This window comes from Paenibacillus glycinis (assembly GCF_009909185.1).
GTDB lineage: Bacteria > Bacillota > Bacilli > Paenibacillales > Paenibacillaceae > Paenibacillus_Z > Paenibacillus_Z glycinis.
Genome location: NZ_JAAAMV010000025.1, coordinates 62,564 through 87,266, shown reverse-complemented (window position 1 = coordinate 87,266; position 24,703 = coordinate 62,564). Strand labels below are relative to the sequence as shown.

At 60.6% G+C, this 24,703-nt stretch carries 21 protein-coding genes; 15 read left to right on the top strand and 6 right to left on the bottom strand.

Features of this window, described 5'->3' with window-relative positions; all coding sequences use genetic code 11:
* Positions 1 to 287 precede the first annotated feature (287 nt).
* The 4 genes from GT019_RS24810 (at position 288) to GT019_RS24795 (ending at position 4,765) form a co-directional block, all read left to right on the top strand.
* Positions 288 to 1,109, top strand: coding sequence for a prolipoprotein diacylglyceryl transferase (locus GT019_RS24810; protein WP_161746124.1), 822 nt, complete (start codon positions 288 to 290; stop codon positions 1,107 to 1,109).
* 69 nt (positions 1,110 to 1,178) lie between these two features.
* Entirely contained in the window at positions 1,179 to 3,398 is a 2,220-nt protein-coding gene (locus GT019_RS24805) for an S-layer homology domain-containing protein (protein WP_161746123.1), read from the top strand.
* Between the two features lie 96 nt (positions 3,399 to 3,494).
* Complete coding sequence (locus GT019_RS24800; RefSeq protein ID WP_161746122.1) at positions 3,495 to 4,196, top strand: cytochrome c biogenesis protein CcdA; 702 nt, start codon at positions 3,495 to 3,497, stop codon at positions 4,194 to 4,196.
* 14 nt (positions 4,197 to 4,210) lie between these two features.
* Complete coding sequence (locus GT019_RS24795) at positions 4,211 to 4,765, top strand: TlpA family protein disulfide reductase (RefSeq protein WP_161746121.1); 555 nt, start codon at positions 4,211 to 4,213, stop codon at positions 4,763 to 4,765.
* Between the two features lie 182 nt (positions 4,766 to 4,947).
* Here the strand turns inward: GT019_RS24795 and GT019_RS24790 are convergent, their stop codons facing one another.
* Entirely contained in the window at positions 4,948 to 6,318 is a 1,371-nt protein-coding gene (locus GT019_RS24790) for a dicarboxylate/amino acid:cation symporter (protein ID WP_201755577.1), read from the bottom strand.
* A gap of 272 nt (positions 6,319 to 6,590) precedes the next feature.
* On the opposite strand from GT019_RS24790, the gene GT019_RS24785 reads away from it, so the two are divergent.
* Together GT019_RS24785 and GT019_RS24780 are read left to right on the top strand one after the other, a co-directional pair.
* Positions 6,591 to 7,598 (top strand): lysylphosphatidylglycerol synthase domain-containing protein, encoded by a 1,008-nt coding sequence (locus tag GT019_RS24785; protein ID WP_201755590.1) that lies wholly within the window; start codon positions 6,591 to 6,593, stop codon positions 7,596 to 7,598.
* Positions 7,585 to 8,793 carry a glycosyltransferase family 4 protein gene (locus GT019_RS24780; RefSeq protein ID WP_235949237.1) on the top strand — a complete coding sequence of 403 codons (1,209 nt, stop codon included), beginning with the start codon at positions 7,585 to 7,587 and terminating at the stop codon, positions 8,791 to 8,793. Before GT019_RS24785 ends, GT019_RS24780 begins: the two co-directional genes overlap by 14 nt.
* A 170-nt stretch (positions 8,794 to 8,963) precedes the next feature.
* Here the strand turns inward: GT019_RS24780 and GT019_RS24775 are convergent, their stop codons facing one another.
* A complete protein-coding gene (locus tag GT019_RS24775; RefSeq protein WP_161746119.1) occupies positions 8,964 to 10,193 on the bottom strand; it encodes an MFS transporter in 1,230 nt (409 codons plus the stop codon).
* A 261-nt stretch (positions 10,194 to 10,454) separates the two neighbouring features.
* Between GT019_RS24775 and GT019_RS24770 the strand changes: the two genes are divergently transcribed.
* The 5 genes from GT019_RS24770 (at position 10,455) to GT019_RS24750 (ending at position 16,385) form a co-directional block, all read left to right on the top strand.
* Positions 10,455 to 12,326, top strand: coding sequence for a sensor histidine kinase (locus tag GT019_RS24770; protein ID WP_235949235.1), 1,872 nt, complete (start codon positions 10,455 to 10,457; stop codon positions 12,324 to 12,326).
* A complete protein-coding gene (locus GT019_RS24765; protein ID WP_161746118.1) occupies positions 12,262 to 13,068 on the top strand; it encodes a response regulator transcription factor in 807 nt (268 codons plus the stop codon). Before GT019_RS24770 ends, GT019_RS24765 begins: the two co-directional genes overlap by 65 nt.
* A gap of 125 nt (positions 13,069 to 13,193) precedes the next feature.
* Positions 13,194 to 14,555 (top strand): ABC transporter substrate-binding protein, encoded by a 1,362-nt coding sequence (locus tag GT019_RS24760; RefSeq protein ID WP_161746117.1) that lies wholly within the window; start codon positions 13,194 to 13,196, stop codon positions 14,553 to 14,555.
* Between the two features lie 108 nt (positions 14,556 to 14,663).
* On the top strand, positions 14,664 to 15,548 hold the full coding sequence (locus tag GT019_RS24755; protein ID WP_161746116.1) for a carbohydrate ABC transporter permease: 885 nt from the start codon (positions 14,664 to 14,666) through the stop codon (positions 15,546 to 15,548).
* 30 nt (positions 15,549 to 15,578) lie between these two features.
* The gene (locus GT019_RS24750; protein ID WP_407945105.1) at positions 15,579 to 16,385 is read left to right on the top strand and encodes a carbohydrate ABC transporter permease; all 807 of its coding nucleotides are present in this window, start codon (positions 15,579 to 15,581) and stop codon (positions 16,383 to 16,385) included.
* A 266-nt stretch (positions 16,386 to 16,651) separates the two neighbouring features.
* Here GT019_RS24750 and GT019_RS24745 read toward each other — a convergent pair whose 3' ends face one another.
* Positions 16,652 to 17,593 carry a LysR family transcriptional regulator gene (locus GT019_RS24745; protein WP_161746114.1) on the bottom strand — a complete coding sequence of 314 codons (942 nt, stop codon included), beginning with the start codon at positions 17,591 to 17,593 and terminating at the stop codon, positions 16,652 to 16,654.
* A 64-nt stretch (positions 17,594 to 17,657) separates the two neighbouring features.
* On the opposite strand from GT019_RS24745, the gene aroC reads away from it, so the two are divergent.
* Both aroC and GT019_RS24735 read left to right on the top strand, forming a co-directional pair.
* The gene (aroC, locus tag GT019_RS24740; protein ID WP_161746113.1) at positions 17,658 to 18,713 is read left to right on the top strand and encodes a chorismate synthase; all 1,056 of its coding nucleotides are present in this window, start codon (positions 17,658 to 17,660) and stop codon (positions 18,711 to 18,713) included.
* Positions 18,714 to 18,781: 68 nt separating this feature from the next.
* Positions 18,782 to 19,426 (top strand): DUF3889 domain-containing protein, encoded by a 645-nt coding sequence (locus GT019_RS24735; protein WP_161746112.1) that lies wholly within the window; start codon positions 18,782 to 18,784, stop codon positions 19,424 to 19,426.
* Positions 19,427 to 19,555: 129 nt separating this feature from the next.
* Here GT019_RS24735 and GT019_RS24730 read toward each other — a convergent pair whose 3' ends face one another.
* Positions 19,556 to 20,755 carry a glycosyltransferase family 2 protein gene (locus GT019_RS24730; protein ID WP_161746111.1) on the bottom strand — a complete coding sequence of 400 codons (1,200 nt, stop codon included), beginning with the start codon at positions 20,753 to 20,755 and terminating at the stop codon, positions 19,556 to 19,558.
* Positions 20,756 to 20,946: 191 nt separating this feature from the next.
* On the opposite strand from GT019_RS24730, the gene GT019_RS24725 reads away from it, so the two are divergent.
* Both GT019_RS24725 and GT019_RS24720 read left to right on the top strand, forming a co-directional pair.
* The gene (locus tag GT019_RS24725; protein WP_407945102.1) at positions 20,947 to 21,285 is read left to right on the top strand and encodes a PadR family transcriptional regulator; all 339 of its coding nucleotides are present in this window, start codon (positions 20,947 to 20,949) and stop codon (positions 21,283 to 21,285) included.
* A 3-nt stretch (positions 21,286 to 21,288) separates the two neighbouring features.
* Entirely contained in the window at positions 21,289 to 21,843 is a 555-nt protein-coding gene (locus tag GT019_RS24720) for a DUF2812 domain-containing protein (RefSeq protein WP_161746110.1), read from the top strand.
* A 226-nt stretch (positions 21,844 to 22,069) separates the two neighbouring features.
* Here the strand turns inward: GT019_RS24720 and GT019_RS24715 are convergent, their stop codons facing one another.
* The gene (locus tag GT019_RS24715) at positions 22,070 to 22,636 is read right to left on the bottom strand and encodes an NAD(P)H-dependent oxidoreductase (RefSeq protein ID WP_161746109.1); all 567 of its coding nucleotides are present in this window, start codon (positions 22,634 to 22,636) and stop codon (positions 22,070 to 22,072) included.
* Between the two features lie 42 nt (positions 22,637 to 22,678).
* Entirely contained in the window at positions 22,679 to 24,430 is a 1,752-nt protein-coding gene (locus GT019_RS24710) for an MDR family MFS transporter (RefSeq protein WP_161746108.1), read from the bottom strand.
* Between the last annotated feature and the right edge of the window lie 273 nt (positions 24,431 to 24,703).

Sequence of the window (24,703 nt, the reverse complement as noted above, 5' to 3'; positions counted from 1 at the left end):
GTTCCTTCCTTGCGTTTTAGTTTGACGAGGCTCGTTAAAGGAAGAATAGCTGGGGAATTTAATTCCGACTAAGTTTATAGGAAAAATAGTTGACAAGGTAAGTCATGGTAATTAATATAAGACTAAGCAAACCGAACGAAAGCGTTGTCGGATAATAGGGAACGATCGATTCTACTGGACCGCCAGAGATTCAATGAGCGTACGCGACTTTGTCGCGTCCTCGTTGGATCTTCTTTTTTTATCCGAAAGCTTGTCATCCTACTATTGCGCGAGGGGTTGAAGTCAGAATGAAAAAGAAACTCGTAACCAAATCCACGTTGTCTTTTATTATCGGAACTGCCGTATTCCTGGTCCTGACCTATGCGGCGGTCTATGCGAATAAGCAGCCGCAGAACGAACCGGCAGCGGCGCCGGCGACGGCCGGGAATACGCAGTCGGCCGTTACGCAAGATCAAGCCGCTTCCTTGCAAAGCGAACCGGCGGCGACCGAATCGGCGGCAGTGGACGTCGCGCCTTCCGACGCCGCGGTTTCCGCGGCGGCAGACGGCCAGCCGTCCGCGCCGGAAGCAACCAACGACGCGCAGACCGCAAGTACGCCGGCAGCGCAAGACAAACCGTCCGCCCCGGTTGTCGATGCAGGCTCTTCGGCCAGCCAAGCGAAAGTGAAGACGGCCGTCCTGACGGACACGTCCAAGCAGGCCGAGCAGAAGCCGGCGGCGTCGACGACGGAACAGCCGAAAGCCGAACAGCCGAAAACCGAACAACCGAAAACAAATAAGCCTGCTGCGGCGGCGTCCCAGCCGAAAGCATCGACGCCGTCGGCAAACAACCAGCCTTCCAAATCGTCGGCAGCGTCCGCGGCTCCCGTGACTACGGCAGCCGATACGGCTACTGTATCCGCGCCCGTCGAGAAAGGCCCGAAGAAGGTCGGATCGATCGTCGCTTCCAAAGAAGAGAAAGCGCCGGAGACCGTATCCGCGCCTTCGCAGTCTTCCTCCGGCTCGTCTTCGTCGGAGCCGTCTTCGTCCAATGACTCCTCGGACCCGGTCTCCGCGCCGTCCGACACGCAGCCGTCCTCCGGTTCGTCCGAAGAAGAAGTTTGCCCTTAAGGACCTTCCGACGACTGCAGCACATCATAAGCCATCCCACTACTAACATGACTAGGAGATTCAGCCCTTATGAGAACATCCGTATCCGCGGCAAGGCTCGTTGCCTTGCTTCTGGCCCTTATCCTTTCCATTCCGGTTCTATCCGCGAACGCCGCCGCGACTAATGCGACAGCCGTTCCGGATTCCGTAAGCCCGGTCAGCCATTTCGATTATTTCAGCGACGTTTATCCGAATCTGAAGGATGCCGGCCATGTGTTCAAGACGGCAACCTACGAGGATATCGCGCATATCTTCGAAAGCGCGGGCACCTATGCCGTCTTGTTCGGCGGCGCTTCCGTGCCGAGCACCCAAGCCGAGATCGGCTACATCGATCAAGCGGCGAAAGCCTACGGCATCTCCACGATCTACAACTTCGACACGAAGCTCGACGGCGTCAGCCTGGATTTGGCGGACAGCGCCAGTCCGTTCGCCAGCCTGTACACCGATCTCGTCGCCAAATACCTGACGGAGAAGGACGCGAGCGGCAATGCGGTCGCGACGAGCCCGGCAGCGGACGTGAAGAACCAGACGTTCCTGTTTATCTACAATAAAGACCATAAGAACGACGCCAACAGCCAGCCGATCGTCAAATTCATCAAGAACGGCAGCTCCGCCGCCGATTTCCAAACCGGCGGCACCGAAGACGCAGCCAAAGCCGGCGCCTTCAAGGCGCAAGTGAAGGACGTGTTCGGCGCCGCGCCCGCCGCGGACTACAAGACGATCGCGAGCAACGACTTTATCGAACCCGCGTTCAACAAGAACGTTAAATTCAACTCCCCGAACGTCGGCCGCGATATCTTCGACGGCACGGACGGCCAGCTCGTATTCGAGCATGTCACGTACCACGAGCTGACGAAGCTGCTCGGCAGCGAAGGCAACTACGTGATCCTCTTCGGCGGATCCTGGTGCCCGAATACGCAGGCGGCCATCAAATTCATCAACGAATACGCGCATAAATACAAGGTCGACAAGGTCTACATGTGGGATCCGCGGTTGGATGCCGGCGTCGACGTGACGAAGACGGACTTGCCGACGTTCGATTCCCATGAGAACGACCGTCTGATGGTTCGGGGTACCGGCCATCCGTACGCCAACTTGTACGTGGATCTGGTCAATACCTATTTGACGAATATCCAGACACAATACGTGAAAGATACGACGAACGTGACCTACAAGGACGCGAACGGCAAGGACGTCGTAGCCAACAAGCTGCAGGTCCCTTATCTGTATGTCTATAACAAAGACAATAAAGACGCGGCAGGCAAGAGCGCGCCGATTCTGGGCCACGTGGAGCTGATGTACTCGTGGACCAACATTCAGCCGGATTACAAATCGAACGGCGTATCGCCTAACGCGACCTACAAGACGGCGTTGGACAAATTATTTTCCCGCCTGGAGTCGGTACCTTCCGGATTGACGGGCGTCGCGCCGACGACGGGCAACAACGGCCAAATCACGGGCGCGAACGCGGCGCTGGAGTACAAAGCCGCAAGCGCGACCGACTACGCGCCGGTTACGGGAACGGCCATTACAGGCCTTGCGCCGGGCACGTACAATGTCCGTTACGCGGCCAAACCGGGCTTCAACGGCCCGATCAGCAGCAAAGCGGACGGGGTCACGACGTTGATCGCGCCGGCGCAGGTGCCATACGCGGCCGGCCAATCGGTGAACGTAACGGTACCGGAGGCGGCTCCTGCGAATGCGTCCTTCGCGGACGTTCCGTCTTCGGCTTGGTATAGCGAAGCTGTCGGCTACCTGGCCGCGAACGGCATTGCGTCCGGTACCGACGCCACGCATTACAGCCCGTCGGCCAACGTGACGCGCGGCCAATTCCTCGTGCTGCTGCTGAAGGCCTACGGCATCGAGCCGAATGAAACCGAAGCGAGCAACTTCGCCGACGCTGGCGATACGTATTACACGAACTACCTCGGAGCGGCGAAACGTCTCGGCATCACGACGGGGCTGGGCGACAATCTCTATGCGCCGTCCAAAGCAATCACGCGCCAAGATTTGTTCACGCTGCTGTACCGCGCGCTTGACGTGCTCGGCAAGCTGCCTGCGGGCGATGCCGGTCCGGCATTGTCGAGCTTCGCCGATGCGGGCCAAATTCCCGGCTATGCGGGGGATGCGTTCCGGGCGCTCGTGAAAAGCGGCGTCGTAACCGGTAGCGACGGCAAGCTGAACCCTGCGGGATTGTCGACGAGAGCGGAAGTCGCGCAAGTGCTGTACAACCTGCTTTCGAACAAATAGAGCGCCGTATTTCATCAAAATGGGCATCCACTCGGCTGCCCATTTTGCCCATTTCCGCAAAAGGCGATGCTTCGCCCGCAACGAGGAGAAGAAAGCATGGATATCCTACTCGCGTTTTCGGCCGGGCTGCTCTCGTTCTTATCGCCCTGCGTCCTGCCGCTCATCCCGGTCTATCTCAGCCATCTCGTCGGCGCGTCGCTGCCCGAGCTGCAGAGCAGCCAAGCGAAGCTGAACGTGTTGATCAAGGCCGGCTTCTTCGTGCTCGGCTTCTCGGCCGTGTTCATGCTGCTCGGCGTGTCCGTCAGCTCCGTCGGCAGGCTGCTCGCGACGAACTCGACGCTCGTGAAGCAGATCGGCGGGGGCCTGATCATCGTATTCGGGCTGCACACGACGGGGATTTTCAAAATCAAAGCATTCTACGCCGAGAAGAGACTGTTCCAAACCGGCGCCAGAAGAGAGAGGACGGCCATCGGCTCGCTGCTGCTCGGCATGGCCTTCGCGGCCGGCTGGACGCCGTGCGTCGGTCCGATTCTCTCGTCCATCCTGATCTACGCGGGCAGCATGTCCACGATCGGGAAGGGCGTCCTGCTCCTCGCGGCGTATTCGTTGGGCTTGGCGCTGCCGCTGCTGCTGGCCGCGTTCCTGGTGGGCAATTTAACGAACTATTTGAAAAAAATCACAAGGCATCTCCCGGCGATATCCGTCGCGAGCGGCATCGTCATGATCGCGATGGGGCTGCTCGTCTTTACCGATAAGCTCGCGTTCATCAGTCAAAGCGCCGGATTGTTCAATCTATGAGGAGAGTCGGAACGATGAAGAGAAAAGGGGTACTGTGGGGCGCGGCGTCGCTTGCCGCAGCCGCCGTCGTGGCAGGCGCGGTGTACGTGACCAGCCACTACGACGTGAGCGAGGCATCCAGCCTCGGGTCGGAAGCGGCTTCCGCCGCGGAACCGGCCCGCGCGCTGGATTTTACGCTGACGGATCTGGAAGGGAACCATGTATCCATGCGCGAGCTGAGAGGGCGTACGGTGTATCTCAATTTCTGGACGACCTGGTGCAAATACTGCAAGAAAGAAATGCCCGCCCTGCAGAAGGTAAGCGAGGCGTACAAGGATCGGAACGTCGTGGTCGTGACCGTGAATGTCGGCGAGGACCGGCAGACGGCCCTGGATTACATCCAATCGCACGGCTATCCGTTCCGCGTCCTGCTCGACGAGAAGAAGAAGTTGACGGAAGCGTACGGCATCACCTCGATTCCCGTCTCGATCATCGTGGATCCGCTCGGCAACGTCAAGCATAAACGCGTCGGAGCGATGACGGAGGCGCAGATGCGCGAGGCATTGGATCCGGTCGCGCAGGCGCAATGATTTTCTCCGGCGACCGCCCGCGATCCGGATGCATCGCTTGCCGTTCCGAAGAGTGCTGCCGCCGCGGCTAGGCCGCGGCGGCGCTTTTTGTCCGCCCTGCGGTCCGTTCCGCGGCAGAAAGCCCTCCGTCATCCCGGGCGGGAAACGGAGGGCTTTCATCATGCCGCCTTGCGGGCAGCGGATCAGTGCGCGGGTTGGAGCGAGATTTCCTCGTCGTCGTCCTGGTTGTTGAACGCTTCGCGGTCGAACTCGCCTTCGGAGTTGGCCACGAGCAGGGAGGTGACGGTCGTGCCCGTTGCATTGACGGCCGTGCGGCCCATGTCGATCAAGGCTTCGACGCCCGCCACGATCGCGATGCCTTCCAGCGGGAGGCCGAGCGCGGTCAGCACGACGGTGGTCGAGATGACGGCCGGACCCGGTACGCCGGCAACGCCGATGGACGAAATAATGCTGACGAACACGAGTACGATGTAGTCCGTAAACGCCAGATCGATGTTATACACATGCGCGGTGAAGACGGTCACGATGGCCGGCCAGATCCCGCCGCAGGCGTTGAAGTTGACGGAAGCGCCGAGCGGAGCCACGAAGCTCGCGATCCGCGGCGAGACGTGCAGCCGCTTGGTGATGACCTCCAGATTCACGGGAAGCGTGGCATAGCTGCTCCGGGTCGTGAACGCGACGGTGATCGTCGGATAGATCTTGCGGAAGAATTTGATCGGATTCACTTTGGCAACGAGCAGCACCAGACCGCCGAATACCAAGACGAAATGAATGATGAGCGCGATATACGACGTGATGATGACCCTGCCTAGCTCTTGCAGCGTATCCCAGCCGTAATGCGACGTAACGGCGGCGATCAGGGCGAAGACGCCGTAAGGGGTCAACCGGATGATGAATTTGACGACTTGGTGCAGCACTTGCGTGATCGAGCCGATCAGATCGCGAACGGGCTTGACGGCCTCTGCGTTGCGCGAGCCGATCTTGATGATGGCCACGGCCAGGAAAATCGCGAAGATGAGCAGCGGCACCACTTTGCCTTCGGCAGCCTCGTTAATGGGGTTGGACGGCACCATGTCCAGGATGACCTCGGAGAAGGTCGGAATCTCGCGCGCCTGAAAATCCGCCGGAGCCGCTTGCTGGATGCCGCTCCCCGGGTTCATCAGCAGGGCGACGAGCAGGCCGATGATAGAGCCGACCCCGGTCGTTCCGAGGAACCAGGCGAACGTCTTGAGACCGATCTTGCGCAGGTATTCCAGATTGGTGAGCGACGAGATGCTGTTCAAGACGAGAATGAACACGAGCGGCACGACGAGCATGCGGATCAAGCTGACGTAGATGCTGCCGAACGTCGAGATGGCCTTCGTGTCGAAGTCGAGATTTTGGAACAGAATCCCGGTGACCACTCCGATGCCGAGTCCGATCAGGACCCGTTTGCCGAAGCTGACCCGTTTGCGGGCAAGCAAAAATAAAATCCAAAAGACGAAAATCGAAGTGACGAAGCTGTACCAGTTCGATTCAATGGCGGACAGGAAATTGTTGTCTATTTGCCCCATTGTTGTTATACCCTCCTAAACCGATAAGAATAATTGGAATAATAGATTAACTGTACTCATATCCCCGTTTATTGTCAATACGCGTTGGAAATATTTATTCCATTAACCATTCGGCACGTTAAGGGTTCGAACGCGAATGCGGGCCGCTCCGGACGCGACCCGGCAGGATTTAATTCGAATCGGCGTTTCGGTTGACATTACGTAAACAGTTCGCGGTTACAATTGAAGGATGATTTCTACCGAGCCCGAGAGGTGGTGAAGAGGTGGCAGTGATGCGAAGAGTGGCGCCGCCGGTACTCAAGCTCGCGCTTGTCGGAATCATTGTCTTCTTCGTCGTGCGGAACGTGCCGCTGAAATTGGCGGATATCGAGTCCTTCCTGGTGCATGCGAACGTGCAATTTTATTCCTCCATGCTGGTTTTTGCTTTCTTCCTCATGCTTCAAGCCGCCATCTGGGTGCTGATCGTCAATGCGGCCGGGGCGGAAGCCGTCAAGCGGCAGGCCGGCGTCAAGCTGCGGCTGCTCGACGGATTGCGAATGTTCATCGACTCGCAGTTCGCCAAATATCTCCCCGGAGGGTTCTGGAATTACGCGGGCCGGGTCGTGCTCGCCACGCGCGCGGGCGTCCCGCTGGATGCGCAGCTCGCGTCCATCGTCTACGAGAACATCCTGCTTGTCTCCGCGGCGCTCAGCTATGCGCTGATTCTCCTGGTAAGCCTGAACATTGCTCCGCTGGTCTGCATTGCTGCCGTTCTCGCGGTCTTCGCGCTGGCCTACTTCTATTACGATAAAGGCACGGCCCGCATTCGCACGCTGTTCGTCCGCGCTTCGCGCTGGAAGGCGCTGCAGCGAATCGTCGGCAAGCTGATGGCTTCGATCGGAAACGGGAACGCCGCGGCCGAATCGGGACTGGACGCAGGCTTGACCCGCAATCAGTTTTTCGGGTACCTCGTTTGTTTTCTCGGCAGTCATTTCGTGATGGGGATCGCCTTTTGGATGCTGACGAACAGCTTCGGCAGGGGCGATATCGGTTTGTTATATGCCGCGGGGACGTTCGCGACCTCCTGGCTGCTCGGTTTATTCAGTCCGCTTCCGGGCGGGCTCGGGGTACGGGAAGGCTTTCTGGTTTATTTCCTGTCCTTGAAATTAGGCACGGAGACCGCGATTTATATTTCCGTGATCGCGCGTTTGTGGAATATGATGGCGGAAATCATGTTTTGGGCGATCGTGCGAGCGGTCAGCTACTCGGCGAGAAGGGTGAAGTCCTATGATGAAACGTAGAAAGATCGTTCTCGTGGCAGGCGTGTTTCCGCCTGGCATCGGCGGCATGCAAAATTATTACTACAATTTGTCCAAACATACGAAGCATGACATGACGATCGTCGCGCCGGAGTACCCGGGAAGCGACGCGTTCGACGAGCAGGAGCGGCTTCGGATCGTGCGGGGCGCCTTCATGCGGGGCGAACGGGCGGATATCTCGAGCTGGGGGAGGTTGTTCCGGCAGGTGCGGCGGACGCTGCGCGGCGAGGAGCCGGACGTTACGCTTTACGGCTACGTGCTGATCGGATTCATCGGGCTGCTGTTCCGGGTGTTCGGGGGACGCCGGTACGTGATTTCGACCCACGGGATGGATATGCTCATGTTCCGGCGGTTCATCGGGCTGAACGCGGTCGTGAAGCTGATCCTGCGCAAAGCCGACGGCGTGCTGACGAACAGCAAATTCACCAAACGGCTGGTTGAGGATTACGGGGTCGATCCGCGCCGGATCGGCATCGTCAATCCCGGCGTCGAGCGGGTGTACGACCGGAAGCCGGCCGACGAAGAGCTGCTGGAGCAGCTCGGACTGGAAGGTAAATACGTCTTGTTGTCCGTCGGACGGCTGGTCACCCGCAAAGGGCATGACCGGGTGATCGAGGCGATGCCGGCGATCTTGAAGCAAATCCCGCATGCCGTCTACGTGATCGTCGGGGACGGTCCCGCGCGCGAACGGTTGGAACAGCTCGCGCGCGCGACGGGCGTCGCGGATGCCGTGATATTCGTGGGCAGCGTGAGCGGAAGCGAACGGTTGAACGACTATTACAGCCTGTCGCAGCAATTCATCATGGTGTGCCGGGAGTTGGAGCAAGGGGACGCGGAAGGCTTCGGCATCGTGTATTTGGAGGCGGCCTCGGCCGGCGTGCCGGTGATCGCCGGACGCTCGGGCGGCGCTTCGGAAGCGGTGCTTGACGGCGTGACGGGCCTGCTCGTCGATCCGGAATCCGCGAACCAAATCGCGGACAGCGTCGTCCGCCTCGCGCGCGACGAGGTCCTGCGGGAACGGCTCGTGCGCGACGGGTATCATCGCGCGAAAACGGAGTTCCAGCATGACGTGCTCGCGGACAGGTTCGATCAGTACATCGGGCGGATCTGCGCCCTGCCGTCGGTCCGCGTCGCGCGCCGGCTGGCCCGCGAATCCGCCAGGCAGAACGCCCGCTAGGCGATTGCGCGGCCGACCGCGGAACGAAGAAAAGAGCAGCATTCCTGTGCCAAGGCGGGAAGGCTGCTCTTTTTTGCATTTTTGCTTGCGCATGCTTTCGATCTCGCAATGGTTGCGCGTATCCGCAGGGGAGTTTACCGTCGGCCTCGGACGAAGGCCTGCGCGCTGCGTTATGGATTCGTCGGACGGGCTTGCGCGCCGATACCTTCGCGGCGAAGCCTGCGGAGAGCCCAGACGATGACGCCGAACAGCACGGTCGCGCCGCCGGCCAGGCATACGCCCCGCCAGCCCCAATGCCGCCACGCGAAGCTGCCGAGCGACGAGCCGATCGCGCCGCCGAGGAACGTCGTCACCATCTGCACGGTATTCAAGCGGCTTCGCGCCGGAGGTTCGAGCGCATAGATGCGCGCCATGTTGGCGACCTGCGTGCCCTGCACGCCCAGATCGAGCAGGATGACGCCCGCGATAAGCGCCCACAGATACCCGCCCCATAAGCCGAAGAGCAGGTAGGAGAGCAGGTTGAGCAGAAGCAGGACACCGATGATCCATTCCGTGCGGAGCCGGTCCGCCATTCTTCCGACGATCGGCGCGCCCAGCGCGCCGGCCGCGCCGACCAGGCCGAACAAGCCGGCGATCTGGCTGCTGTACCGATACGGCTCGCCTTCCAGGTAGAAGGAGAGCGCCGTCCAGAAAATGCTGAACGCGGCGAAATTCGCGCCTCCGATGAGCGCCGATTCGCGCAGCGTGGCATACCGCTTGATCAGGCTGCCCATGGAACCGAGCAATTGTCCGTAACGGAGCTCGGTCGTCGGGCGGTTGGACGGCAGCTTGATGCGCAGCAGCACGAGCAGCGCCAGCATGGCGGCGGCCGCCAGCGCATACATCAGGCGCCAGCCCCAGGTTCCGCCGATCAGGCCGGACACGGTCCGCGTGAGCAGGATGCCGAGCAGCAGGCCGCTCATGACGGTGCCGACGGCCTTGCCCTGTTCGCCGGGGGCGGCGAGCGTCGCGGCCAGCGGCACGAGGATTTGCGGCACGATCGTCGTGATGCCGACCGCGAAGCTGGCCGCGTAGATCCAAGGGAGATTTTGCGCGGTCGCGACGCCGATCAGCGATACGCAGACAAGCGCCAGGAGAATCGTGATCAGGCCTTTGCGTTCCTTGATGTCGCCGAGCGGGACGAACAGGAACATGCCGAGCGCATAGCCGATCTGGGTGAACGTGGAGATGAAGCCGACGGCATCGGGGCCGACGCCGAACGTGCGTCCGATATCGGCCAGCAGCGGCTGGTTGTAGTACAAATTGGCGACGGTCATGCCGGCGGACAAAGCCATCATCAGCAGCAGACCTTTGGACAGCGGGGTCGTGGCGGCGGATGGCCGCGATGCTTGTTGGGACATGGGATGCAGGATTCCTTTCTTCTTCGCGCGTTCTTCGCCGGCGGCTCGGGAAAACGGACCGGATCCGGGCGGGCCGCCGCGGAAGAACGCGAATGCTATAGTGTCATGATACCAGATTGCGGCGATCGGGCAAGCCGGAAAGCCGATCCGGAGGGCGGGCATGCGGTTCGCTCCGTTTAACAAGGCGCTTGTTGAACGCGGGCCAATGCATTAAGATAACCAACAACAAGATCAGACGGCTTACTCATTCGGAGGGAGAGGATGACCCCCATGCTCATGCGGCTGTTCCGCCGGCTGACGCCGGGTACGTTCAAGAACCGGATCCTGTTCGCCTTCCTGCTGTTCGTGCTGCTGCCGATCGCGCTGCTCGTGGTGTACAACTTCAAGGGCACCGAACGGGTGCTCCAGGACAACGCCGCGAAGAAAAACACCGAGCAGCTCGAGGGCTTCAAGAACGGCTTCGTCGATCTGATGGCCCTCGTCATGAAGACGGGGCTGCTGCTGGAACAGGACACGTCGCTCCGGCAAGCGATGGAGGACCCGGGCTCGGCCGACGACATCACCCGGAAGAAGCTCGTGGAGAATAAATTCGCGGGCATCGAGAATACGTTCTTCATGACGGGCGCGACGGTTTACTACACGCTGATCGACCTTCATGGACACGCTTACACGTCCTTCATGCCGAAGAACGCGCTCGATTACGACGAGATCCGAGCCGAGCCGTGGGTGAAGCAGCTGCAGGAACAAGGCGGCGAACGCTACTTCTGGAACCCGAACGACGAGAGCGTCGTCATCCGCGAAAGCACGGCGAGCGACCGCATGCTGAGCCTGTACCTGCTGCTTCGCGACGACAACCTGAAGCCGTTCGCGTATGGGCGCCTGAGCATCGATTACGAGGAATGGTTCAGTCGGACGACGAAGGACGGCGGACAGGAGGGCGCTTATTTCCTGGCGGACGGCTCGGGGGCGGAATTGTTGGCATCCGTGCCCGGCGAGGGGATTTCCCCCGCGGTGGCGGCGGCGATCGCGCGCTCCGCGGAGAGCGGAGACGCCGCGGCGCCGGCGTCGTCCGTCGTCGACGGCAAGGAGGAGGCGCTTTACACGTACAGCCGGATCCAGGAGCTGAACGGGTATTTCGTGAAGAAGGTGCCGCTCGCGCTCCTGTTCAAGGAAGTGGACCGGCAAAAGCAGCGGTTTTTCATCGGGTTCGGGGCGATTCTGCTCGCGTTCGTCCTGCTCACGTATTTCATATCCTCGACGATCACCGTGCCGCTCAAGCTGTTCCAGAAGAAGATGGACTCCTCCGTCAAAGCCAACCTCAAGGTCAAGCTGCCCGAGCACGGACGCGGCGAGATTCTATCGCTGACCCACAGCTTCAACGCGATGATCGACGACATCAACGGCCTGCTGGAGCGGCTGCGGCTGGAGGAGCGGCAGAAGCAGTACGTGCGGTTTCAGGTGCTGCTGTCGCAGATGAACCCGCATTTTCTGCTGAACACGCTCAATACGATCAAGAGCATCGCGCTGGAGAAGGACGAGGACGACATCTACGACATCTGCGTGGCGCTGGGCACGATCCTCGAGACGACGCTCAATACCGAGGTCGACCTCATCCGGCTCAAGGACGAACTCGTGCTGATCGAATCGTACATGGCCATTCAGCGCCGGCGCTTCGGGCACGGCATCGAGCTGCGCTGCGACATCGGCGACGAGCTGGGGGACGCGCTCATCCCGAAGTTCTGCTTGCAGCCGCTCGTCGAGAACGCGCTGCTGCACGGCTTCGGCCAATCGCTGAAGGAGGGCCATATCGACATCAGGGCGACGGCGCGCGGGCCGCATCTGTACCTGGAGGTCGCCGACGACGGCATGGGCGTCGAGCGGGCGAAGGCGAAGAAGGTCGCGCGGAAGCGCAAGAGCATCGGCGTGCAGAACATCCGGGAGAGCCTGGAGCTGCTGTTTAAGTACCAGAGCACGGGACTGAGCATGGATTCGACGGACGAAGGCACGCGGGTCGTCATGCATATGCCCCTGCTGTTATCGAAGCCGTACTTGAGGGAGGAGGACGACCATGACGACGACAGGGACGACGGGAACGGGAGCGGCGCGCTGGCGGACGCTGCTCGTCGAGGATGAGCGGCCTGCCCGGGCGAGCATCCGCAAGCTCATGCAGAAGGCCGATCTGCCGTTCGAGATCGTGGGCGAGGCGGAGGACGGGGAAGAAGGGCTGCGGCTGATTCGCGAGCTGCGGCCGGACGTCGTGATCTCCGACATCGACATGCCCGCGATGGACGGCGTGCGCCTGCTCCAGGCGGCGCGGGAGGAGGGCTACGAGTGCCGCTTCGTCATGCTGACGGCGATGAGCGAATTCGAATACGCGCGGCAGGCGGTCGAGCACGGCGCGTCGGGGTACCTGCTGAAGCTGTCGCTGGACCTGAAGGGCATCAAGAGCGCGATGGACAAGGTGGCCGTGGAGCTCGAGCGGATGGCGAAGCTGCGCAAAGCGGACAAATGGTTCCCCGACAAAGGACGGACGGGCCCGACCGACCATCCCGAGATGAATCGGATCATCGGCTATATCGAGGAGCATTACGCCGAGGAGATCACGCTCAAGGGACTGGCGGAATTCATCCGCATGGACGCCAGCTACGTGAGCGACCTGTTCAAGAAGAAGACCGGCACGACGCTGACCCACTACATCCAGCAGCGCCGGGTCCGAGCGGCGAAGATGCTGCTGGCGGAGACGGACGGCACGGTGAGCGACATCGGGCGGCGGGTCGGCTTCGAGAACGACAACTATTTCATCAAAATCTTCAAGCGCTGGTGCGAGGTGACGCCCAATGAATATCGCAAGCAGGGATCGGAACCGTCCCCGTAACGCGGGTTCAAATACAAAAAATCGTTCTATGAATGCCCAAACGCCGTTCATCCCCCCAGGGCGCGCCCGATGATAAAGTTATAGACGTAGCGCACGGCACGATGATTCCTAAGGGGGAATGCGGAATGAAGAAAAAATGGCTGCTCGGCGCGGCAAGCGTCATGATGGTCGCAGGGCTGCTCGCCGGATGCGGAAGCGATAACGGCGGCAATAACGGCGGCAACGGCAACGCGAACGGCGGCGCGACGGAAGGCAACGGCGCGCAATCCGCCGGCGGCTCGGACGCCGGGTCGGGCACGGGCGAGAAGATCAAGCTGACGCTGTGGGGCGCGGTTCCCGAAGAAGCCGGCGCGCAGGCGGTCCTCGACGACTGGAACAAGGCGAACCCCGATATCCAGGTCGAATACGTCCGCTACGTCAACGACGACCCGGGCAACCTGAAGCTGGACACGGCGCTCTTGACCGGGCAGGACGCGGACCTCTACATGAATTACACGCTCAACCGGCTGCAGAAGCGCGTCGATGCCGGCACGGCGGTCGACCTGAGCGGCTCCGGCTACGACATCGACGGACAGATGGGACCGGATGCGGCGCAGTGGAAGATCGGCGGCAAGTATTACGGCATCCCGACGAAGAAGAACATGGGCTTCATCTGGCTGAACAAGAAGATGCTCGACGACGCCGGGCTGCCGGTTCCGCCGATCGATTGGACCTGGTCCGATCTGCGGGACTACGCGAAGAAGCTGACGAAGGACGGCGTCTACGGCCTGCTGCAGCATGACGCGATGTTCACGGCGACGATCGACGGCACGGTCGCCGGTCTCGGGCTGACGAAGCCGGACGGCTCTTCGAACTTCGACAACGACCTGTGGAAGCAGCAGTTCCAGATCCTGCACGACATGATGTTCGTCGACAAGTCCACGCCCGAATACGGCGAGCAGCTGACGAGCAAGATGCCGGTCGACACGATGTTCCTGCAGGGCGAGGCGGCGATGCTAAGCGCGGGCGAGTTTATTTTCCGCAACGCCAACAACCTGAAGGATTATCCGCATGACTTCCAGATCGCGTTCGCCACGATACCGAAGGTGACCGCGGACCAGAAGGATTACAAATACGCCGGCGGCCTCGGCGACGTCTTGTCGGTCAACGCGAAATCCAAGCACCAGGAAGCGGCGCTCAAATTCGCCGAATGGTACGCGGACGGCGGCATGCTGCCGATGGCGAGCGGCGGGCGGATCCCGTCCTCGAAGAGCGTGGACAACAAACAGGCGATGGATCTGATGCTGAAGGGCGTGGAAGACAAGTACGACGCCGACTCCATGAACAAAGTCGTCTTCGGCTCGTTCCCTTCGTTCCAGCTGGCCGTGCCGCAGCAGGTGCTGGACGCCCGCAAGGAGGAATACGAGAAGTATTTCCTGAACAAGCAGGACCTCGACACGACGCTGGCCAACATGGCGAAGGAACACGAGGAGCTCACCAAGAAGTAAAGGCATTCCATAGCAGCGCGACGCCAAAGAGAAGAAGGGACCCCCGCTTCCTTCTTCTCTTTGCTGCTGTCATCCGGCGTCCTACGTTAGCAGAAAGGCGGCGATCCCGTGAAACGGCGAGGCTGGGTTCAAAGGCAAGGCTGGGTAGGGTACGCGTTCGTCCTGCCGAACATGCTCGGCATTCTGATTTTTCTGATTCTACCGGCGCTCTTCTCGTTCGGTCTGATGTTCACCGACTATCAATTCTCCAATCCGCGCTGGTCGTTCACCGGGCTGGACAACCTGAGGCGCCTGTTCGGCGACGACAATTTCTACGATTCGCTCAAGCATACCGGGATCTTCCTGCTGTCCGTGCCGGCGGCGCTCGTGCTGGCGTTCCTCGTCGCGCTCGTGCTGAACCGCAGCGTCTATCTGAAGGGACTGCTGCGCGGGATGTTCTTCCTGCCGTACATCTCGAGCGGCGTCGCGGTCGCCTTCGTCTGGATGCTGCTTTTCCAGCCGTCGCACGGGCCGATCAACGAGGCGCTGCGCTGGCTCGGCGTCGTCTCGCCTCCGGGCTGGTTCGCCGATTCCGGTTCGGCGATGTACGCGATCGACGTCGTGCAGGTCTGGTTCATGCTCGGCTACAACATGATCATCTACCTGGCGGCCCTGCAGGAGGTGTCGGCGGAGCAGCTGGAGGCCGCCCGCATCGACGGCGCGAGCACCCGGACGATCACCTGGCGGATTCTGTGGCCGCTCGTCAGTCCGACGACGTTTCTGCTGCTCATCACCGGCCTCATCATGACGATGAAGTCGTTCGCGCTCATTCAGGCCATCACGCAGGGCGGACCGAGCGGAAGCACGACGATCCTGTCGCTGTTCGTGTACAAGACGGCGTTCAGCTATTACGAGATGGGCTATGCGTCGACGATCTCCTGGTTCCTGTTCGCCTGCATCTTCGCCATTACCCTGATCCAGTGGATCGGCCAGAAGCGCTGGGTTCACTACTAGAGAGGAGCGCGTCCCATGAATGAAGGCACGATGAAGTCCAAGCTGCCGATCACGGTCGTCATGCTCGTCGCCGGCGCGTTCATGATCGTTCCTTTCTTGTGGATGATCAGCACGTCGCTGCAAACCCCGGCCGAAGTGTTCAAGCAGTGGCTCCCGTCGAAGCTCGATTGGAGCAGCCACCGGCGGATCTGGACCGGCAATTATAATTTCCTGCCCTATTATCTGAACTCGCTCAAGATCGCCGTCATCGGCACGGCCGGCGCCTTGTTCCTGTCGGCGCTCGCGGCGTACGGCTTCGCCAGGACCGAATTCAAAGGGCGCAACGCGATGTTCCTCGTCTATCTGTCGATGATGATGATTCCGCCGCAGGTCATCTTCGTGCCGAAGTTCATCCTGTTCAACTGGCTGCACATCTACAACACGCATTGGGCGCTTATCCTGCCCGCCATGTTCTCGATCTTCGGCGTGTTCATGCTTCGCCAGTTCTTCATGGGCATTCCGAGGGAGATCACGGAATCGGCGTTCCTGGACGGGGCGGGGCATTTCACGATCTTCTTCCGGCTCGTGCTGCCGCTCGCGAAGCCGGCGCTCGCGACGTTCGCGATCATCGATTTCTCCTGGCAGTGGAACGATTACGAGAACGCGCTCGTGTTCCTGCAAAGCCCGAAGCTGTATACGATCCCGCTCGGCCTGCAAAACTTCATTCTCGAGAACAACGTCGACTACAACGGCATGATGGCGGCTTCGTCGGCGGCGATCATCCCGATGATCGTCATTTTCCTCCTCGGCCAGAAATACATCATCCAAGGCATCTCCAGCTCTGCCGTCAAGGGCTGAGTGCTGAGGGCGAGGGCCAGGCGCCGGGTTCCGGCAAGCGCGCGGAATGGTCCGAGCCATGGGGCGCGGGTTAGCGGCAGGCGGCGCATGGACGAATCGGCATCGCATATATAATGAAAAAAACGCATTGGCCCTTGCGGGGCGGATGCGTTTTGTCGTTCGTCGAGCCTGGTTGGATGGGCGGCTCTGCCGGCGCGAGGACCGTTGTCTCCGATTCGCGCAGCGCGTCGGAACGGAACGCGTCAGCAGCGCTTCCTACGCGGGCGTCATGTCGGTTCGACCTGCGTCAACAGCTCCACGAACAGCCGCCCGACGGCGGGCAGCGACATGCCGCGGCGGGTCGCCAGGCCGACGCGGCGCTCCGGGATCGCTTCCGCGGCGCGGAGCTCGAACAGCTCGCCCTCCGCCAGCTGCTGCCGGACGAACGCGCGCGTCACGAAGGCGGCGCCGTAGCCGCGCCGGGCGAATTCGACGAGCATGTCGGAGCTGTTCAGCTCGAAGGCCGCGTCGACGGCGAGTCCATGCGAGGCGAACCAACGCTCGGCGAACACGCGCGTGCTGCTGCCGGCGGACAGCAGCAACAGCGGCAGCTTGGCCAATGCCGCGGCGGCGATCGGACGATCCGCCAAATGCCGGTAGCGCGGCCCGACGACGAAGCAGTCCTGTATGGCGGCGAGCGGGCGAATGTCGAGCTCGGGGTCGTCGGCCGGCAGATGCACGATCCCGATATCGATGCGGCTATCCTTCAGCCATGCGCGGATCTGGTCGGTTCTCCCTTGGTAGAGCCGGATCTCGATGTTCGAATGCGCATCGCGGAGCCGGTCGAGCGGAGGCAGCAGCAGATGCTTGATCATCGGTCCGCTGGACCCGATCCGCAGCTCGCCGGACGCATGGTTGCGCAGCGAGGCCATCTTGCGTTCGCCGGCGTCGAGCAGCGACAGCGACTGCTCCACGAAGCTCAGCAGGTCCTTGCCCTCCGGGGTAAGCGCGACGCCTTTGGACAGCCGGTCGAACAGCTTGACGCCCAAGCCTTCCTCCAGCTGCTTGATGGCATAACTGACGGAAGGCTGCGTGATATGCAGCTCCTGGGCGGCTCGCGTCAGGTTGCCGCTTAGCGCGGTATGCAGGAAGATGCGGTACCATTCCAAATGCAGTTTTGCACTGATATCGATCACCTCTATGACAGGCTGGGGAAATCGCGATTTCATTTATCGTTATCCGTTCATTATAATCAACCTTAACGGCAATGAACAATCGCGGAGGTGTCTCATCATGGCAGGCAGCACATTTGGGGAAGCATTCAAAATCACGACGTTCGGGGAGTCGCACGGCGTATCGGTCGGCGTTATCGTCGAGGGAGTCACGCCCGGGGTCGAGCTCGACGAGGCTTATATTCAGGTTCAGATGGACCGCCGCAAGCCGGGGCAATCGGCGGTGACGTCCCCGCGCAAGGAATACGACGTCATCCGCATCGTATCCGGCATGTTCGAGGGGCGGACGACGGGCACGCCGCTGTGCATCCTGCTCGACAACAAGGACATGCGGCCGAGCGCGTACGACGGGATGGACGAGACGTTCCGTCCGGGGCACGCCGATTATACGTACCTGAAGAAATACGGAATTCGCGATCATCGCGGCAGCGGACGGGCATCGGGCCGGGAGACGGCGGCGCGGGTGGCCGCGGGCGCGGTCGCGCGCAAGCTGCTGGAGGACAGGGGCGTCCGCGTCGTCGCGTATACGAAGGAAATCGGCGGTATCGCCTGCCGGACGTACCAGCCGGACGAGATCGAGAAGAACAGCGTCCGGGCGTGCGATCCCGAGGCGGCGGGCTGGATGGAGGATTACGTCAAGACGCTCGTCGCGCGGGGCGACAGCGCGGGCGGCATCGTGGAATGCCGGATCAGCGGCGCGGCCGCGGGCCTCGGCGAGCCGGTGTTCGACAAGCTCGACGCGGATCTCGCGAAGGCCATGCTGTCGGTCGGCGCCGTGAAGGGCATCGAATTCGGCGCGGGCTTCGCGGCGGCCGGCATGCTGGGCAGCGAGCATAACGACGGCATGAACGCCGACGGATTCTTGAGCAATCATGCCGGCGGCATCCTGGGCGGCATCAGCACCGGCGCCGATATCGTGTTCCGCGTGGCGGTCAAGCCGACCTCGTCGATCTCGTCGCCGCAGCAGACGGTGACCACGCAGGGCGAGGAGCGGACGATCCGCACCGAAGGGCGCCACGATCCGTGCATTTGCCCGCGCGTCGTGCCGGTGATCGAAGCGATGGCCTGCCTCGTGCTGGAGGACCACTACAAACGGCAGGCGGCGCTGCACGGTTAACCGGCCCGGATAGGAAGGACGCGGCGGTGGCATCCTAACCGGCATCCGGCTGCAAAGGAAGGATTGCCGTGCAAAGGTTGATTTTGCCACTACTGGCCCCGCTGCTGACCCTGCTGCTTGTCCTGTCGGTCCGTTCGCCGCTCGCGGCGGCGGCGCCGGCCAAGTATGATCCCGATGACGGCTACCACCACTACGTACAATGGAGCGATTTCGCGCGCAAAGCCGCGGCCGCGCGCTACCCCGGGGCGTCCTTGACGGACATGCGCTATGTCGGATGCGAAGCCGTATCGTCCTCGTCCAAACGGTTCGTCTACCGATTCTGGCTGCGGGAAGGGGCCGCGGAATTCGGCGCGTACGTCACCGTCGAAGCCGCGAACGGGACGGGCAAAGCCCGGGTCAAGCGAATCGAGAAGTCGGAAGGGCCCGTTCCGTCCTACGGAAAATGGGAGCGTTACGCGGCCGAAGCGGTGCGAAGGAAATATCCCGGCGCCGAAATCGTCGGCGCCAAGCCCTTCGGATGCGATTGCGCGGACGGCCGTGCCGCCAGCCAAACCTTCCGGTTCTGGATCAGGCAAGAGGGCCGCAGCCGACTTATCCGCGTCACGGTCGCGTACCGCATCCGCACGGATCAAGTCGTTGCCGTACGGTTCGAGAACCTGAGCGGCTTCGAGCCGACCTGGCGCGCCGCGCCAATGCACGGATCAACCGATTAAGCGGAGCGGAGCCTCCGCTCCGGACGTTCGCACGGCCCACAAGCACGCTGCTTCTCATCGTATTCCGCATGGCGACAGGCGGACGTCGACGAGGAGGGCGTGCTTTTGTTTTTCGCGGCGTCCCCCGGCTCAGGAGTCGTGAATCGCGTTCTCCACGAACTTCATGAGGGCCGGCCGCACGGCAAGCGTTTGATAGAGGCTGACGATCTCGTTGGAGGCGACGACCGATCGGCCGGGCATCGTAATCGCCGACGCTTTGCTTTTATCCAGTACTCCCGACCTGCGGACCGACCTCAGATATCCAAGATCGGCCGTCACATGGGCGCTGTCGTAGACGACGCACCAGTCGGATTTCGTTTTGGCCAGCGCTTTGCGCAGCGCGTTAACGTCCCGGTGGTAAGAATAATAGAGCACGCGGATCCGCGGATCCGTATACGGCTCGAGCACGGCTTCGACCTCGCGCTGCGTCGTCAGGCCGACGATGATCAGCTCGAAGTTCGTTTCGTACTGGTCGACGATTTTCGCCAGCGCTTGCTGCGCCTGCTGCACTTCGCCCGGCCGGATCAGGAACAGCGCGCTGATGTCGGCCTTGATCCCCCTGCGCTGCCGGGTCTCGTAATGCGATTGATGGACCTCGTTCCAGCAGACGCGATGCTTGGCGGGATCCTCGCTGATATGCGTCGACAAGCTGAACGGCGAATTGATCCGGTAGTCCATGAGCTCGACCGCAATGTATTGGATGTCGCAGTAATCCGTCAGCCGGATCCAATAATCGTAATCCTGGATGTACTTGAACCGGTAGCCGTCGAGCATCCGGCAGTATTTCGTGCGCTGCAGGAAACTGGGGCCGATGATGCACCCTTCGAGCAGCGCTTCCTTGGGGCGGTGTTGAAATTCCCGGACCTCCCGAATCACTTCCGCCGGATGCGCCGCGAGGCCGTTCTCCAAGACATGCCGGAAAGCGCTGTAAACAATGCCGACGTTCGGATGGGAGCGGTCCATCTCGCGCACGAGCGCATCGAGGAAATTCGGATAATAGACGTTGTCCGTCGAGACCCAGGTCAAATATTCGCAGCCCTGGTCCATCACGATTTCGAAGCCGTAATTCAGCGCGAAGGCCACGCCTTGATTTTCCGGATACGCGACGATGCTGACCCGGGGATCCCCTTGCGTCAATTCGTCGAAGAGCGGCACCAGGTCAGGCGCGCCGTCCACGACGATGACGAAATTAAAATCCCGCCAGGTCTGGTTCAGCACGGATTGCACCGCCAGCCTGATCAAGGCTTCTTGCTGATAGTAAGCGGGCATGACGACACCTACTTTTGCCACGTTCCATCCACCTTCCCTTTCAAGCAGTCTATGAGTCTCGTTGGACGGGAGCGCTAGGCCGAGCGTCTATTTTTGGCCGCCCCGAAAAAGATCAGCTTCTGCATACTATATTGACAGTCGATATATCTAATGTTAATGTATCAACATACGATATATCGTTAGTCATAATAGTCGGGGAGGGCAGATCCGTCGTGGCCAATTTGAAAGGCATGCTTCCGCTTACGGAGGCGTTCTATTACATTTTGATCGCGCTGTATGCGCAGCCTTCGCATGGGTACGGCATCATGCAGGAAGTCGAGGGCATGAGCGGCGGCAGGGTGAAGCTCGGCGCGGGCACGCTGTACACCGCGTTGAACGCGTTGCTCGGCAAAGGGCTCATCGATCATTATCCGGGCCCGGAAGGTACGGATGCGAGGCGCAAGATGTACAGCATTACGCAGGACGGCAGAGATACGGTTGCGTCCGAGATGAGCCGGCTGGAGGAGCTGCTCGTTGCCGGGCGGCGAATCGTGCATTCGGAGGAGGCGTAGGGGATGGGGAATCACGCGCGGATGGAGCGCAAGTATCATCTGTGGTTCAGCTGGCAGTACGAGCAGGAGGAGCGCTGGATCAACGAAATGTCCCGGCAGGGGCTGCATTGGAAGCGCGGCGGCGTCATACGCAGCGAATTCGAGCGGGATGCATCGGTTCGGTACACGTATCGGTTGGATTATCAGCTCGGATTGGGGAAGGAGAAGCTCCAAGAATACCTGGAGCTTTATCGCGATGCCGGCTGGGAGTTTGCGGGAAACTGCACCCAAGCCTGGTATTACTTCCGCAGGGAATGGCGGCCGGACGAGGACCCGCAGCTCTATACGGACCGGGAGTCGCTCGTCGCGCATTACATGCGACTGCGGCGCATGATAACCGTCATGCTGCTGCTCAACCTGATCATCATGTGTTTGAACGGCATCGGCTTACTGCCGAGAGCGAACGGTCACTTATGGGGAATCTACGTGCCCGTCCTTGCGATCTATGCGCTCCTCTTCCTGCTGCTCGGGATCGGGATCGTGCAGATCAACCGCAAGCTCAAGACGATTTCCTCGTGACGGGCAGCCGACGCCCCGTCAGGAACCGGACGGCGAGGCCGTCCAACAAGCGGTCAGGCTCGGGGAAGGTCTCTTCGAATAAACACGGTTTGACCATGACATGACTGACGAATTCCCTTTATGCAATTCGCATCCGGGCAACGCGGCGCGACGATTCGTTAGAGCGCCGATTGCCGGGCAGCTTGCAGAAGAGCGCGGCCCGCCGCGGGCCGCGCTCTCGCAATGTTTATTCCTTCGTTGCCCGACTTGCCTTGCCCGCGGCATAGATAGCAGCCGCATTGGCCACGCGCGTGCCGAGGGTTTCTCCCAGCACGAGACCTTTCGCGAATAACGATTGGCTCAGCGTGTCGTTCGCATCTTCGACGGGAGACGTTACCCCTACGCCGTAGTAGCTGCCGTACAGCGCATTCTCCGGAATATTGGCCGGCAAGCCGACGATCATCATGCCTTGATGGAGCATCGGCGTAATCAGGTTCAGCAAGGTGGCTTCGCTCCCGCCGTGGATGGTTGCCGTGGTGCAGAATACGGCGCCGACTTTATCGACCAGTTTTCCGTTCGCCCATAAATAACCGAGTTTGTCGATCCATTCCTTCAGGCCGGAGCTGATGGTGCCGAAGTGTCCGGGACATCCCCAGATGATCGCATCCATCTCTTTGAGATCGTTTACGTTCGCCTTCTTGACGTGATTAATGAAGACCTCGGCTCCTTCTACGCGTTCGGCCCCTTTGGCGACGGACCTTGCCAGTTGTTCCGTATGGCCTGCTTCGCTATCGAAAACAATATAAATTTTCATCGTTCGATCTCCTCTCGTTGTCGGAAAACCAACCTTGCTGCCTCACTTGTTGTCTTTGACGGGTTCAGTCAGTTTCTTAAGCGTTTCCCGGTAGGCTTTATCATTCATTTCTTCCGGATGTTCCTCTTCTTTGGGGTTGCCCCTCAGCTGCAGAAGCGCCTTCCGATATTCGTTATCGTTAAAATGCTCGTTGCCTTTCGCCGGCTCAGGCTTGAGAAACCCTCGGATGGCATCGCGGAATTCGCTGTCCGCGCTTTGTCGGTTCGAGCGGTCCCGATCCTCGGCGATTTCCGCCAAGGGCGGCGCCTGCATCTCTTCTGCCACCATGACCGGCACTTCCACCGCATCCTCGCGCGGCGACACCTTGCGTATGAAGAACGCCAGCACGAGCGCGGCGACGGTCAGCCAAGTGGCGACGACGAAGGAATGGTTAATGCCGTAAATCGTGGCTTGCTGCATGATTTCGCCCATTTTCGTTTGATCGGACGGATCGACGTTGCCCGAGACCGCCAATTCTTTCGCGCGCGAAGTCGCTTTGTTCGTCATCAGCGTCACGAGAATGGCGGTGCCGAGCGCGCCGGAAACGTTCCGCAGCGTCTGGGACATGGCCGAACCGTGCGCGTTCAAGCGGCGCGGCAGCTGATTGAGTCCGGCCGTTTGGATCGGCATCAGCAGCATGGACATCCCGAACATCCGAAGCGTATAGAACAGCATCATATGATTATACGACGTATCGATCTCCAGGCGGCTGAACTCGAACGTCGTGACGGTCGTGATGATCAGGCCGACGACGGCCAGCCAGCGCGCGCCGATCTTATCGAACACCATGCCGGTGATCGGCGACATGATGCCCATCAGGATGGCGCCAGGAAGCAGCAGCAAGCCGGATTCGAGCGGCGTGAAGTGGCGAATGGTCTGCAAGAAGATCGGAAGCAGGATCATGCCGGAATACATCGCCATCGTGATAATGGCATTGATCAGAGCCGTGAGCGAGAACATCGGATATTTGAAGACGCGCATCTCGAGCAGCGGAATCTTCACGAGGATCGAGCGGACGATGAACAAGAGAAGCGCCACCGCTCCGACGGCCGAGCATACGATGACTTCGGTCGAGTCCCAACCTGCCGTTCCCGCTTCGCTGAAGCCGTAGAGCAGCCCCCCTAAACCGAGCGTGGACAGAATGACGCTGAGCACGTCGAGCTTCGGCCGCGATGTCTTGATGACGTCCTTCATCGAGAAGGCGCCGAACACGACAGCCAAGATCGCCAGCGGCAATATGATGTAGAACAAGACATGCCAATCGTAGTTTTCGACGATCCAGCCGGAAAGCGTCGGTCCGACGGCCGGCGCGAAGATCATCGCGACGCCCATCAGGCCCATCGCCTTGCCGCGTTCTTCGACGGGGAAGATGGTCATGATCACGATCATCATCAGCGGCATTAGGATGCCTGCGCCGCCCGCTTGTATGAGACGGCCGGCCAGCAGCCAAGTAAAATCGCCCGATACGGCGCAGACCGTGGTGCCGATCGCGAACGTGACGGAAGCGACCAAGAACAGCTTGCGGGTCGTAAACCTATTAATGAAGTAAGCGCTGATCGGCACGAGTACGCCGTTGACCAGCATGTAGCCGTTGGACAGCCACTGGATCGTGCTCTCGCCGACGTCGAGATCCACCATCATTTGCGGCAGCGCGACGTTAAGCACCGTTTGGGCTAGCAGCGCGACGAAAGCGGCGATGAGCAAGGAAGCCATGATCGGCCCTTTGCGCAATTGATTGGATACCATAGTAGTCATTACGTGATGCTTCCTCCCTTGATTGTCTTAACAAGCGCAGCACTTCTTGCTGTATGCGTTCCAGCTCGCGCCGGTCGTCTTCGGAGAGCTCGAGCCGCGACCGCCTCATGCTCAGCCGGTTATATTATGTCATTACGTACATATAAAAGGGCGAGGGGCTTGGCATTCGTCCGCTTCCATAGTGAGGATTAGTATCCTCAAACTTCCCTCCGTTCATCCCGGATCCCGATCGGCAGGTTCGCTTTCCGCGCAAAAAAGCCGGGAGCCTCGCAT

What these genes read in the sequence shown, in the direction of transcription:
- GT019_RS24790 (WP_201755577.1), bottom strand. Translation starts at nt 6,318, where the DNA reads ATGGGGCAAATAGACAACAATTTCCTGTCCGCCATTGAATCGAACTGG.
- GT019_RS24800 (WP_161746122.1), top strand. Translation starts at nt 3,495, where the DNA reads ATGGATATCCTACTCGCGTTTTCGGCCGGGCTGCTCTCGTTCTTATCG.
- aroC (WP_161746113.1), top strand. Translation starts at nt 17,658, where the DNA reads ATGGCAGGCAGCACATTTGGGGAAGCATTCAAAATCACGACGTTCGGG.
- GT019_RS24745 (WP_161746114.1), bottom strand. Translation starts at nt 17,593, where the DNA reads ATGAAATCGCGATTTCCCCAGCCTGTCATAGAGGTGATCGATATCAGT.
- GT019_RS24810 (WP_161746124.1), top strand. Translation starts at nt 288, where the DNA reads ATGAAAAAGAAACTCGTAACCAAATCCACGTTGTCTTTTATTATCGGA.
- GT019_RS24770 (WP_235949235.1), top strand. Translation starts at nt 10,455, where the DNA reads ATGACCCCCATGCTCATGCGGCTGTTCCGCCGGCTGACGCCGGGTACG.
- GT019_RS24785 (WP_201755590.1), top strand. Translation starts at nt 6,591, where the DNA reads ATGCGAAGAGTGGCGCCGCCGGTACTCAAGCTCGCGCTTGTCGGAATC.
- GT019_RS24720 (WP_161746110.1), top strand. Translation starts at nt 21,289, where the DNA reads ATGGGGAATCACGCGCGGATGGAGCGCAAGTATCATCTGTGGTTCAGC.
- GT019_RS24760 (WP_161746117.1), top strand. Translation starts at nt 13,194, where the DNA reads ATGAAGAAAAAATGGCTGCTCGGCGCGGCAAGCGTCATGATGGTCGCA.
- GT019_RS24795 (WP_161746121.1), top strand. Translation starts at nt 4,211, where the DNA reads ATGAAGAGAAAAGGGGTACTGTGGGGCGCGGCGTCGCTTGCCGCAGCC.
- GT019_RS24775 (WP_161746119.1), bottom strand. Translation starts at nt 10,193, where the DNA reads ATGTCCCAACAAGCATCGCGGCCATCCGCCGCCACGACCCCGCTGTCC.
- GT019_RS24710 (WP_161746108.1), bottom strand. Translation starts at nt 24,430, where the DNA reads ATGACTACTATGGTATCCAATCAATTGCGCAAAGGGCCGATCATGGCT.
- GT019_RS24765 (WP_161746118.1), top strand. Translation starts at nt 12,262, where the DNA reads ATGACGACGACAGGGACGACGGGAACGGGAGCGGCGCGCTGGCGGACG.
- GT019_RS24780 (WP_235949237.1), top strand. Translation starts at nt 7,585, where the DNA reads ATGATGAAACGTAGAAAGATCGTTCTCGTGGCAGGCGTGTTTCCGCCT.
- GT019_RS24805 (WP_161746123.1), top strand. Translation starts at nt 1,179, where the DNA reads ATGAGAACATCCGTATCCGCGGCAAGGCTCGTTGCCTTGCTTCTGGCC.
- GT019_RS24750 (WP_407945105.1), top strand. Translation starts at nt 15,579, where the DNA reads ATGAAGTCCAAGCTGCCGATCACGGTCGTCATGCTCGTCGCCGGCGCG.
- GT019_RS24715 (WP_161746109.1), bottom strand. Translation starts at nt 22,636, where the DNA reads ATGAAAATTTATATTGTTTTCGATAGCGAAGCAGGCCATACGGAACAA.